Source organism: Colwellia sp. 5_MG-2023 (assembly GCF_030547795.1).
Classification (GTDB): Bacteria; Pseudomonadota; Gammaproteobacteria; order Enterobacterales; family Alteromonadaceae; genus Colwellia.
In genome coordinates, this window is sequence record NZ_JAUOPW010000003.1 from 307,974 (window position 1) to 319,770 (window position 11,797).

Sequence of the window (11,797 nt, forward strand, 5' to 3'; positions counted from 1 at the left end):
TTAAATTTCTACAATATAGAAAGAAAAGTTTTTATATTTCAGCAGCGACCACTGAAATTTCCACCAATAAAGCGTCACGAGCCATTTTAGCCGCAACACATGCACGCGCTGGTGCATAACCTTCTGGAACCCAAGCATCCCAAACAGCATTCATCTCAGCAAAGTAGCTCATATCTTTAACATAAATAGTGGCTGATAAAATGTGCTTTCTATCACTGCCTGCTTGCAACAATAATTCATCAACCTTAGCTAACATGGTTTGCGTTTGTTCAGTAATATTCTTACTGGCATCAGCAGCAACTTGGCCACATAAATAAATCGTACCGTTATGTTTAACAATACGACTCATACGCTGTTTTGTTTCTAACCTTTCAATTGACAAAATTACTCCTCCAACATATCAATAAATTTTTGCGATTGTTCTATCGCAGCATTCATATCTTTAATTAGCACAGCAACATCTTTTTGAATTGACACTATTTCACCTTGTAATGCACCAACTGCTTTTGCATTTAAATTATGTTTTAAAAATAGGCTATTGTCCTTTAAGGCAGACAAAACTGGTGCCATTTTACTTTCTGCTTTATGCATCGATTTAATCAATGTTTTATAACGTCTTTGTGTATCCTTTAGTTTTGATGCACTTTGTCTTTTAAGGTTAGCACTTGAAATTTCTTCTATTTCATCTTGCCACTCTTCAAATAAGGCTTCAGAAACATCTTCTATTTTAGCAATACGTAAGCTAACAAGATCAGCAGCCTCTTTCGAATCTTCATACTGTTCTTGAATTTCGTTGTATTGCTCTTCAAGATCGCCACCATCAAAATTAATTAGCGCCGTCATTTCAGCCAATGCTGACTTAAACTGTTCTTGTGCTTCTTGTTGTGATTCTTTGGCTTCTCCAACACGATCAACCATGATATCACGCTTGTGAATACCAACTTTTTCCATGGCAGAGTAATAAGCAGTTGAACACGATGCTAATGCCAATACACTAACAATAATGCATAACTTTTGACTAAACTTAATCATAAATTTCCCTAAAGTGATTTTGACCACTTAATCTGAGCGAATATTATGTTAATGGTATATTGATTAGCGTATTCGAGCAAAATAAATATTCAACATTACCTCTAAATTTTTACAAATTATTAACAAAAAACATCTTGCCTTGTCGTCAATCTTAATTGGCTAGCTATCGATAAATAACAAAGAGAGTCATAAATAAAGACGAGCATAACTTAATCCCCTAAACCTCAAAATAAAGTAATAAAACTACAAAATATAATAATACGATCATTAAAATGATAAAAGCTTGCATTAAAACACTAAATAACGTAATAATATTACATAACGTTAAATAAAGAGAGATTATGATAATGAAAAATCAAAACACTTTACAAGATACACAATCAGTAGAAGCAACAACTTTTGATTATGATAATAGCGATTTACCTCGTGATTTTGACATAAGAATTGAAGTAGCCGAACAACGTGAAGTTTTAGAAAACCTATAATATTGACGACTTACATTCTAATATTTATGTGAAAATGCCATAAATATTAGAATGGTGTCACTGATATAAAAATAAAGGTGCTGTGTAATATAAGTACCTAATCAAGTATACACTGATATTATAAAATGGCAGTAGGTCATGTTTACTAATACCTTATTGCAGATATAGTTAACAGTAAAAGTCTCTACATAATACGCCTGAAGTAAATCGACTTTGATACACTTATGACTTATGAACAGCAAGCATAACGAAACTAGTTTTTAAAATAATCCCAAGCTATTTTACTAATATCTGCAATTATTTTTTTATTAACCTCGCTTGTTTCTGTCGAGTTACTGACTAAAATCCCGATATAAAAATGTCGACCATCAGGCAAAAAAACTATGCCAATATCATTATCGGCCCCCGTTAATCCCAATTTATTGCTACCAGAGCTACCGGTTTTATGCGCAACAATCGTACCTTTAGGTAATGAACCTTTAATTTTATCTTTACCGGTAGCTGAGCTTTTCATGGTATCCCATAAGAATTGATGACTGCCTTGAGAAAGTAAATTATCTTTATTCTCATAAAATAACTTTAATAAAGTAATAGCTGCATTAGCCGTTGTCCAATTCTCATACATTCGGTTCCAAACTAATTGCTGTGTTATTTCATCATATTCAATAGCAACATCCATTATGCCTTGCTGATGTATATACGCTTCCACAACCTTCGTACCACCAACCATATTAAATAATATATCGCAGCCTACGTTGTCACTATAAGCGACTGTATATTTTAATACTTCAGCTAAGGATAAATTAGTACCATTGGGATATTTTTTACGAATCGGGCTCCATAAATTATTATCTAAATCTTTTTGGCTAATACTTACTCTATCCGATAGGCTTAAGTTTTTTTTATCCACTTGATCTAACACTGCTAAAGCAAGGTGATATTTGAAAACACTCTGCATTGGTAGCTTCTTATTACCATTTATTGAAATATATTCACTGCCATCCCCTGCCAAAATCGACACACCAACTGTTGCATTTTTAGCTGCTAGTAATGAATTTATTTGATGTTTCAAAGACTCACTTTGTTTGCTATATGAGTGAAACGAACATAAAAAAACGATAATGAGTAATAGTAGTTTATAATTCATAGGTTATCTTACGTGCTAATATTTATGTTTAAAGAATGCGTGAACAGCTATCGTTATGCAAATATTTTACATGATTTATTCTATTTTTAGCGCTAACACCATTAATTGGGCATCATCACCGTAACTTGGACAAATAATCTTACTAGGGGTATAAACAAAACCAAATTTTCCCCAGAACATATTCGAGTTTTGCACTGAAACAAGTGATATTTTTGAAAAATGTTGACATTTGGCATAAACAATTAAGTTTTCAATTAATTGTTTAGCGATCTTTTTTCCTTGTGCCGCATTCGCCAAAGCCAAGTCATGGAGAAATAAAGTTGAACTATTAATTACTTGCGTTTTTTCATATAACTTAGGTGGCACTTCGCTCTCCCATGGGTGAGCAAGTAAATAGCCTAATATTTTATCTTCATCATCTACATAGACTGCACATGTTTCAGGCGAAGCCAGCCACTTACTTTTTAGGATACTTGCGTCTTCAGGCAAAATATCTGTGTATGCCTCCGCCTGAATTTTCATAATTGCATCCCACGAATTTTCGGTTATTGCACTAATAGGCATTCTCACCACTTCCTTGCCACATACGTCCCAATAGAGACTAATAAACTGTTTGCTACTATGAGTAGCACAGAGAAATTGAGTAAACTATTTTAGCTGTTTAACCTATTAAGTTTACCTCGCACCACTAATTTAATGGCCTTATATCATAAAAGTCTACGCATAAGTGACATAGAAAAAATATACCGTAATCACAGCGCTCATAAATATCACGAACCACCTAACATACTGCTGATTTAACTTCATCGAAATATGAGCCGAATAATATCCGCCTAATAAAGTACCAACGAGAACAATACAGCCTTCTAACCACGCAATAGAGTCGCTCAAAACAAATAATAATATGGCAGCAATCGATACAGCAGAAGAAACAACTAACTTTAAACCATTCATTACATTAATGTTTTTATGACCAGATAAAGTCAAATAACTTAAGACAACAATACCTAATCCGGCATTAAAGAATCCGCCATAGACACAAACACTGAGTAATGATAAAGAAAGAAAAATAGATTTAAACTGTAATGCATATTTATTTTTTTCTGAGTAAGACTGCAATAATGTATTAGCTCTCCCACCAAATATAAATAACAAGGTTGCAAATAAAAGTAACCAAGGAATAACCTTTTCAAATGATGCTTCAGGGGTTTTTAACAATAAAAATGCACCAAGAGATCCCCCTAATAGGCTAAATAAAATCGTGAGCAACATTTCTTTTTTGTGCTCTTTTAATTTGTGCCTAAAAGCATAAGCTCCACTAAAATATCCGGCACACGAAGAAAAGGTATTAGTAGCATTAGCCATAAGTGGTGGCACGCCAACAAAAACGAGAGCAGGAAAAGTAATAAAACTTCCCCCTCCCGCAATAGAGTTTAAAACCCCACCAATTAGCCCTGCTATAAAAAGAAAAATAACATCAATCAACAAAATAGTACTCCAGGCTAATTTAAAACCTAACACCTCATTAAAAGGGTAATAATAGTGAATTAAATATATAACAAAGTGAAACCTAGCCCACTGTTTGAGCTTGATTTCAAGTAAGTGAAAACAATAAAGCTATTGTACTCTACAATAGAAACTTTAATGCAAAGTAATACGAGTAAATTAAAATCTCTCTCGTATAGTCATATCACGCTTTAACTGTAGCGTTAAGCAAATCTGACAAGCGTTATTTACAACGCCTACTATAACCACGGTAAGTTCCACGCTGCTCCCTTCATTACCTTAACCAAGAAATATAAATGTACGACTTAGCAGCTGATGAATTAGCGTAAATCAATTACACCCTTTTAATTAACCGTATTAATTTAGGCCTCGCTTTAGGTCTTGGAGTATCGTCATGAAAATTTTGTCTGCCCCTGTTATTGTGACTGCTATTGCCATTGTCTGCATTGGTTTAGCTGTTGCTTATAACGGAGAAAAGATTGATCAACTACAAGCAGCTCGGAAACCTACGACAATTAAGGCAAGCATCCCCACAGTATCGGTTATTCAAGCACTAACCAATACTTATCAGGCCTATGTAAGTAGTCATGGTGAAACGAAAGCCCATTGGGATCTAACATTAAAATCAGAAGTTGACGGTGAAGTAACCACTATTAATGCCCCTTTTGAAACAGGTAGTATGGTCACGAAAGGCAGTGTTTTAGCTAATATAGATAACACTGACTATTTTAGGCATAAATTAAGCTCGGTTATATGCCATTATTCTCCTCACTGACTAAGCTCTATCAGATATCTGCAGACTCAATTATTTATCTATTTATTCCATTTGTTGTTGTTTTGTAAAAAAACTTCAAGGTATAATATTAATAACAACCATTATCATTAACATTAACACCGTATTTGGAGTTCACCTTTTATGACCACTCGTTTTTTAAAAGCGCGATTAGCTTGTGCTGTTACCTTTGCTATTTCAGGCGTTGCAATGAACGCCAGTGCTAACGATACAGAAAGTTCAAGTAATACGCGTCAAATAGAGAAAATCATTGTAAAAGGTCAAAAAATAGATAGAACTCTACAAGAAACCCCTACTAGTGTTGCTGTTATTACTGGTCAAACAATTGAACAAGAAAACCTAAACGACTTCTACGATGTTATCGCACGCACTCCTAATGCTTCTGGTACTGATGGCACTGGCTTTAACATTCGTGGTATTGATGCTTTTGGTGTAACTGATGGTGGCACTGGTGGACTTGCTAGTGTATATGTTGATGGTGCTCCTTTGCCTTATCGCGTAATGCAACAAGGCGGCTTTTCAACTTGGGATATTAGCCAAGTTGAAATATTTCGCGGACCACAGTCTACTTTACAAGGTCGTAATTCACTCGCTGGTGCTGTTGTGATGAAAACCCGTGATGCAGTACAAGAGTATGACTTTAAGGCTCGTATTGGTGTAGGTGAATACGGTACACAAGAAGCGGCAGTGGCTTTTGGAGGCGGTATAATTGAAGACGAATTAGCATTTCGTGTTAGTGCAGAAAAACGTGATTTTGACGGTTATAACACTAACGTAGCCACAGGTGAAGAATCAGATTTTGATAACAACAAGTCTTACCGAGTAAAGTTGCGCTTTACACCATCTGCTTTTCCTGATTTTGAGGCTCAGCTAAGTTTTCTTCACACTGAAAACGAAAAGGGTGCTGATTGGGTTATGGTTGAAAGTGGTGATGATCAATACCCTATTAATAATATTTATGATGATCGTTATGTTTATTTAGATTCACCAACCTTTGAATATATCGACTCTGATTTATATGTTTTAAACTTGAATTATGATATTTCTGATGAATGGTTTTTCACCTCTATATCGACCTATTCTGATGCTGAATATGGTTACGAATGGGATGGCGATGCTAGTATACAGCAACCTCAATCTATACTGACTGATACCCGTACGGATGAAACTACAACACAAGAATTTCGCTTAATTTACGAAGGTGACAAGCTATCAGGGTTGATTGGTTTTTATTATTCAGATTTAGATGTTTTTGATAGTAGTGGTGGTGAGCGCGGCTTAACATTTGAACAACTTGGTGTACGTAGCTTACTTACCGCGCCTGCCGAATATGGTGGCTTGGCTTTACCTGATACTTTAGCTGATCAAGTACTACAATTTTATAGCGCCGCTGATCCTGTTTATATTGGTCAATTCTCTGACTTCACACAAAAAGTTGAAACTAAAGCACTTTTCGCTGATTTCACCTATAGAATAAACGAATCTTGGAATATATTCGCAGGTTTTCGTTATGATAAAGAAGAGCAAAAAAATGGTACTGCTGCTGATATCTATATTACCGAAAGAACACAAAATGCCTTACCTCAACCTGATGACTTTGCGGCAGATCCGGTACTTGCTCAGTTAATAACAGGTATAAACCAACAGCTTTATGCTATGGCTGATGGGGCCTCTGGTGATGAACCTATTGAAGATGCAAGCTTTGATGCATGGTTACCCAAACTAGGTGCGACATATCGTTTCAACCAAGATATTTCAACCAGCCTTACTGTTCAAAAAGGCTACCGCTCTGGCGGTGTAGGTACAAACATCGCCCAAGCAACTGTTTTTACTTATGATCCTGAATATACATGGAACTACGAATTAGCGTTTCGCTCGGTGTGGCTTGATAACAAGTTAGTGATTAATGCCAATATTTTTTACCTTGATTGGACAGATCAACAAGTCTCTGTATTTTTATCGGGTAATCAATATGACCGTGAAATACATAATGTCGGTGAGTCACATGTGCAAGGTTTCGAAACAGAGATCAGTTATCAGCTAACTTCTTCTGTTAATCTTTATGGTGGCATCGGATATTCTAAAACAGAGTTTGATGAGTTTAGCGCTAGCTTCAACGGTGAAGAACAAGATTACAGTGGCTTTTCTTTTGAAGGTGCTCCTGAATGGACAGCCTTATTTGGTGTCGATTACTCAAATCAAAAAGGTTTTATTGCGAATATTAATGCTAGCTATACCGGTACATCACAACGACTAGCGACAAGTTTAGAGCCACGTAATGACGCTCACTTATTAGTAAACACACGTATTGGCTACCAGTGGCAAAACTATGGTGTATATGCCTTAGTTGATAATTTGCTAGACGCCGAATATGTGGCTCTTGCGCCTGCCGGTTTTGACAATCAAACCCTAAGTTCACCACGCACATTAAGCGTACGTTTTGAAGCTGAGTTCTAACTTACCGCCAGTGTGGCTAACTAACGTTAGTCACACATTGAGAGCAAATAAAAAATGAAGACAAAAAGAACATTCTCGGCGACTAAACGCCGGCATTTAATGGCTTGTATATTAGCGCTTATTACCGCCATAGTTATGATTCCGGGTATGACGACTTATCTGCCATTTGCGATGGAAGAAAGGATACTTATACCTATTATGCTATTTCCTCTTATTTGGGCAGGCTTATTTATTTATGCCTATATGGCTGAAAAAGCATGGCACCCTTTTGTTGTCATGTTAGTTATTTTATTTAGTCATGCAGGTTTGAGTTATATGGCATTATCAGGGGCACAAACATGAAATCAGTTACATTAAAAAAGCTATTTTTATTGCATAGTTGGGTTGGTATTGTTACTGCTATCTTGTTGTTTATTGTTTGCTTTACCGGCGCTTTAGCTGTACTAAGCCGACCAGAATTAAAAATTTGGGCTAACCCTGAATTACATCAACTCAGTACAATCCCAAGTGAAAAAGTTACTGAGCTTATTAACAAATATCATCAAAAAGTACCTGAAGCTTTTGGTGAAAATATTCATGTATATTTGCCCACAGGACATAACACTCACTTACTCACGTTATTATTTGAATCGCATGACGGGGATGAAAACTATACTGAGGAAGCAGCATATGCCTATCAATTTGATCCTCGAAATTTTGAACTAGTAAAAGAATATTATGGTACAGCAGCCTATTTTTACGAACATCGTAAAACAGACGCACCTTCATTTATTGGCCACTTTCATGCCGATTTACATCTAGGTCGCCCTATCGGGCTAATACTAACAGGCTTTTTAGGCTTAACATTATTAGTCTCCACCATAACCGGCTTATTTATTCATCGCCAGTTAATTAAAGAGTTATTTACTTTCCGGCGTAAAAAGGAACTCAATGTTGTTGTCAGCGACGCACACAAAATTATGGGCATTTGGGGTAGCTTATTTCACGGCATTATAGGACTTAGTGGTGCCTTTTTAGGATTAGCGACAATTATATTGTTACCTGCCGCTGCTTTTGTAAGTTTTGGTGGTGATCAAGCTAAATTGGTTGAGCGATTTACAGCTATGCCAGAGCCCATTATCTCTCATAATTATCAAGCAACAGATATCAATGCTATTTTAATTGACGCACAAACTCGCTACCCAAAGGCCAAAATTGTTGATTTAACGGTTATGGCGCATAACGATACGAATGCAGAAGTTTATCTACGTTTACTTGGCGGGGATGCTGTAGCGTCACAATTGTTGCAATATCATGGTAATGGTGAATTTAGTAAATCGATGAGTAGTTTAGGCGATATTCCTGGCCCTGCTATCAAGGTGCTCACCTTATTATTTCCACTACATTTTGGTAATTTCGCTGGCATTTTTGTTAAATGTATTTGGGCTTTACTTGGCTTAACAACCGCACTATTGCCATTGTCAGGCATGATGATGTGGTTAGCAAAGCGTAGCCGAGGTAGTAATCCAACATTATCTGAACTCGCTTATCAACGCTGGAATAGGGCTATTATTGGTAGTTGTGGTGGTTTAGTATTAGCAAGCGCTATTCTATTTCCTGCTCAAGTTTTACTTAACAACTTAGTTGCGGTAGAGCTACATAACCAGTATTTTGGCCCACTTTTCTTCTATTCCTGGCTAGCTTGGTTTTTATTAGCTATATTTCCGCTTAATTATCATCGTTACTTACAAGTGACTCTGTTAGTGACAGGGGTTTCATGTATGGCAGTTTTACCATTAAATGTTGTACTGTCATCAAGTCATGCTTTTATGGCAAATAATTTATTAGTAACTGTGGTTGATATAAGCTTTTTCGTGATAGGTCTATTTGGTATTTATGCAACTAAACGCATAAATGTTAAGCGCTTGGCCTTAGTAGAACCAGCTGTGCATCAAGAGGTGAGCGTATGATATTTATTTACCTAACCTTAGCTTGCATACTATTAATTATAAGTAGTTTATTACTAAGAAAAGCAAGCACGACAAGTTGTTGGTTAAGCTTGGCAATATTTATAGCGGCTTCAATATGCTTTATTGCCGTTTATGGCAGTATTGGTGGGGTTTTTGTCGCTATCTCTGGCGGCTTGTTAACTAATTTATTTGTTGCTTTTATATTTGGTAAAACAATAAATAAATAAATAATATAACGACAACCGTTAATTTGCACTGAGCATATAACTTTACGGTTATACCCGCTTTTCTCGTTATTGGTTCTCACTGCTGACTTTGCTTTATTAGATAATTAGGGGATGTATTACCTCCCCTTTCATTCTACTTTTTAACTTACATTCCTGTTGTTAACATATTATACCAATCTCACTAACTATGTGATCATTCCTACTTGCTAAAATCACCAACGACATCGTTATTTATTTAATAATTAGAACAACGAGTTATTGAAATAAATACCTTGTATTTGGCCATTTTTTTCTACGTATAAAATTGTTCACTTAATTAATGAAACTGGTATGAAAACTTAATGTTATTATTAGGTTGCCTCTATTTGACGTGCAATAAAAAACCCCAGTGTTTTTCAACAATGAGGTTTAAGTATTCATCTAACATGCTTAGAAAACGCAGGTAGAACCTTCAAATTCAAGGCAGAAGTACGGAGCCTATGACTATAGGTGAGTACCTTCAACGCCGAAATTGATTGTTATAACCCGTTTACAACAATGTTATTCCCACTCAATAGTAGCAGGCGGTTTACCTGAAATATCGTAAACAACGCGCGAAATACCATCAATTTCATTGATGATTCGATTAGACACTAGACCTAAGAAGTCGTACGGTAAGTGTGACCAACGAGCCGTCATAAAGTCAATTGTTTCAACACAACGTAAGCTTACTACCCAATCATATTTACGAGCATCGCCCATGACACCAACGGAACGAACAGGTAAAAACACGGTGAATGCTTGGCTTACTTTAGTATATAAATCATGCTTGTGTAATTCTTCAATGAAGATAGCATCAGCACGACGTAGTAAGTCTGCATATTCTTTTTTCACTTCACCTAAAATACGCACACCTAGTCCTGGGCCTGGGAACGGATGACGGTAAAGCATGTCGTATGGCAAGCCTAGTTCAAGACCAATTTTACGTACTTCATCTTTAAATAATTCACGTAATGGCTCAACTAAACCTAACTTCATATAGTCAGGTAAGCCGCCAACGTTATGATGAGACTTAATAACATGTGCCTTACCTGTTGCTGATGCTGCAGATTCGATAACATCAGGGTAAATAGTGCCTTGTGCTAACCATTTTGCATTCTCAAGCTTGTTAGACTCTTCTTCGAATACATCGATAAATACATTACCGATAATTTTACGTTTAGCTTCTGGTTCACTTTCACCAGCCAAACGCTCAAGGAAGCGATCTTCAGCATCAATTTTAATAATATTCAAACCAAAATGATCACCAAACATATCCATAACTTGTTGACCTTCGTTTAAACGAAGTAAACCATTATCAACAAAGACACATGTTAGCTTTTTACCAATAGCACGATGTAATAACATTGCGACTACTGATGAATCTACACCACCAGATAAACCAAGAATAACTTCATCATCACCAATTTGTGCTTTCATTTTAGCTATAGCATCATCGATGATTGTCGCTGGTGTCCATAACTTTTCACACTGACAAATTTCAACAACAAAGTTTTCTAGAATACGTAAACCTTGTTTTGTGTGAGTAACTTCTGGATGAAATTGCACACCATAGAATTTTTTCTCTTCATGTGCCATGGCTCCAAAAGCACAACTTGGTGTTTGGCCAACAGTAACAAAACCTTCAGGAATACTGGCAACTTTATCACCATGACTCATCCAAACATCAAGTAAACCATTACCGTTTTCACCCACGTTGTCCTCAACATTATTAAATAATGCTGAGCTTGCAATTAACTCAACTGATGCATAACCAAATTCTTTATGGTCAGAGCTCTCAACACTACCACCTAGCTGTTCAGCCATGGTTTGCATACCGTAACAAATACCTAATACGGGTACATTAGCATTAAACACATATTCAGGAGCACGTGGTGAGTTAGCTTCCGTAACTGATTCTGGACCACCAGCAAGAATGATACCTGTTGGATTAAAGTCTTTAATTTGCGCTTCAGTCACGTCCCATGACCAAAGTTCACAGTAAACGCCAATTTCACGTACACGACGTGCAATAAGCTGCGTATATTGTGAACCAAAATCTAAAATCAGTATGCGGTGATCATGAATGTCTTTACTCATGTTTGTTTTCCTACTTTTACGTTCTAAATGAACGGTGTAAATTAAAGAAAAAGGCTGAGCACCCTACTTAAGGGTTATTGCTC

The 11,797-nt window shown here is 36.3% G+C and carries 12 protein-coding genes; 6 read left to right on the forward strand and 6 right to left on the reverse strand.

What is annotated here, in order from left to right; translation table 11 throughout:
* Positions 1-31: 31 nt before the first annotated feature.
* A complete protein-coding gene (locus Q4496_RS04435) occupies positions 32-382 on the reverse strand; it encodes a RidA family protein (RefSeq protein ID WP_303601470.1) in 351 nt (116 codons plus the stop codon).
* A 2-nt stretch (positions 383-384) separates the two neighbouring features.
* Positions 385-1,032 carry a DUF2959 domain-containing protein gene (locus Q4496_RS04440; RefSeq protein WP_215972276.1) on the reverse strand — a complete coding sequence of 216 codons (648 nt, stop codon included), beginning with the start codon at positions 1,030-1,032 and terminating at the stop codon, positions 385-387.
* Between the two features lie 347 nt (positions 1,033-1,379).
* Here Q4496_RS04440 and Q4496_RS04445 point away from each other — a divergent pair, with 347 nt between their 5' ends.
* A complete protein-coding gene (locus tag Q4496_RS04445; protein ID WP_215972277.1) occupies positions 1,380-1,517 on the forward strand; it encodes a hypothetical protein in 138 nt (45 codons plus the stop codon).
* 253 nt (positions 1,518-1,770) lie between these two features.
* On the opposite strand, the gene bla is transcribed toward Q4496_RS04445, so the two are convergent.
* The 3 genes from bla to Q4496_RS04460 all read right to left on the reverse strand — a co-directional run bounded on the left by bla (position 1,771) and on the right by Q4496_RS04460 (position 4,152).
* Positions 1,771-2,589 carry a class A beta-lactamase, subclass A2 gene (bla, locus tag Q4496_RS04450; RefSeq protein WP_215972278.1) on the reverse strand — a complete coding sequence of 273 codons (819 nt, stop codon included), beginning with the start codon at positions 2,587-2,589 and terminating at the stop codon, positions 1,771-1,773.
* Positions 2,590-2,739: 150 nt separating this feature from the next.
* A complete protein-coding gene (locus Q4496_RS04455; RefSeq protein ID WP_215972279.1) occupies positions 2,740-3,228 on the reverse strand; it encodes a GNAT family N-acetyltransferase in 489 nt (162 codons plus the stop codon).
* 153 nt (positions 3,229-3,381) lie between these two features.
* A complete protein-coding gene (locus tag Q4496_RS04460; RefSeq protein WP_215972280.1) occupies positions 3,382-4,152 on the reverse strand; it encodes a sulfite exporter TauE/SafE family protein in 771 nt (256 codons plus the stop codon).
* 412 nt (positions 4,153-4,564) lie between these two features.
* Between Q4496_RS04460 and Q4496_RS04465 the strand changes: the two genes are divergently transcribed.
* The 5 genes from Q4496_RS04465 (at position 4,565) to Q4496_RS04485 (ending at position 9,596) form a co-directional block, all read left to right on the forward strand.
* Positions 4,565-4,945: a hypothetical protein gene (locus Q4496_RS04465; protein WP_303609988.1), complete on the forward strand. Its 381-nt coding sequence runs from the start codon at positions 4,565-4,567 to the stop codon at positions 4,943-4,945.
* 141 nt (positions 4,946-5,086) lie between these two features.
* A complete protein-coding gene (locus Q4496_RS04470; protein WP_215972282.1) occupies positions 5,087-7,420 on the forward strand; it encodes a TonB-dependent receptor in 2,334 nt (777 codons plus the stop codon).
* Between the two features lie 54 nt (positions 7,421-7,474).
* Positions 7,475-7,762 carry a hypothetical protein gene (locus Q4496_RS04475; protein WP_215972283.1) on the forward strand — a complete coding sequence of 96 codons (288 nt, stop codon included), beginning with the start codon at positions 7,475-7,477 and terminating at the stop codon, positions 7,760-7,762.
* Entirely contained in the window at positions 7,759-9,369 is a 1,611-nt protein-coding gene (locus tag Q4496_RS04480) for a PepSY domain-containing protein (RefSeq protein WP_303609989.1), read from the forward strand. Before Q4496_RS04475 ends, Q4496_RS04480 begins: the two co-directional genes overlap by 4 nt.
* Positions 9,366-9,596 (forward strand): hypothetical protein, encoded by a 231-nt coding sequence (locus Q4496_RS04485; RefSeq protein ID WP_215972285.1) that lies wholly within the window; start codon positions 9,366-9,368, stop codon positions 9,594-9,596. Before Q4496_RS04480 ends, Q4496_RS04485 begins: the two co-directional genes overlap by 4 nt.
* A 540-nt stretch (positions 9,597-10,136) precedes the next feature.
* Here Q4496_RS04485 and guaA read toward each other — a convergent pair.
* Positions 10,137-11,714 (reverse strand): glutamine-hydrolyzing GMP synthase, encoded by a 1,578-nt coding sequence (gene guaA, locus Q4496_RS04490; protein WP_215972335.1) that lies wholly within the window; start codon positions 11,712-11,714, stop codon positions 10,137-10,139.
* Between the last annotated feature and the right edge of the window lie 83 nt (positions 11,715-11,797).

Coding starts and splice junctions, on each gene's coding strand:
- Q4496_RS04440 (WP_215972276.1), bottom strand. CDS start 1,032: ATGATTAAGTTTAGTCAAAAGTTATGCATTATTGTTAGTGTATTGGCA.
- Q4496_RS04445 (WP_215972277.1), top strand. CDS start 1,380: ATGAAAAATCAAAACACTTTACAAGATACACAATCAGTAGAAGCAACA.
- Q4496_RS04455 (WP_215972279.1), bottom strand. CDS start 3,228: ATGCCTATTAGTGCAATAACCGAAAATTCGTGGGATGCAATTATGAAA.
- Q4496_RS04465 (WP_303609988.1), top strand. CDS start 4,565: ATGAAAATTTTGTCTGCCCCTGTTATTGTGACTGCTATTGCCATTGTC.
- Q4496_RS04470 (WP_215972282.1), top strand. CDS start 5,087: ATGACCACTCGTTTTTTAAAAGCGCGATTAGCTTGTGCTGTTACCTTT.
- Q4496_RS04475 (WP_215972283.1), top strand. CDS start 7,475: ATGAAGACAAAAAGAACATTCTCGGCGACTAAACGCCGGCATTTAATG.
- Q4496_RS04480 (WP_303609989.1), top strand. CDS start 7,759: ATGAAATCAGTTACATTAAAAAAGCTATTTTTATTGCATAGTTGGGTT.
- Q4496_RS04485 (WP_215972285.1), top strand. CDS start 9,366: ATGATATTTATTTACCTAACCTTAGCTTGCATACTATTAATTATAAGT.
- guaA (WP_215972335.1), bottom strand. CDS start 11,714: ATGAGTAAAGACATTCATGATCACCGCATACTGATTTTAGATTTTGGT.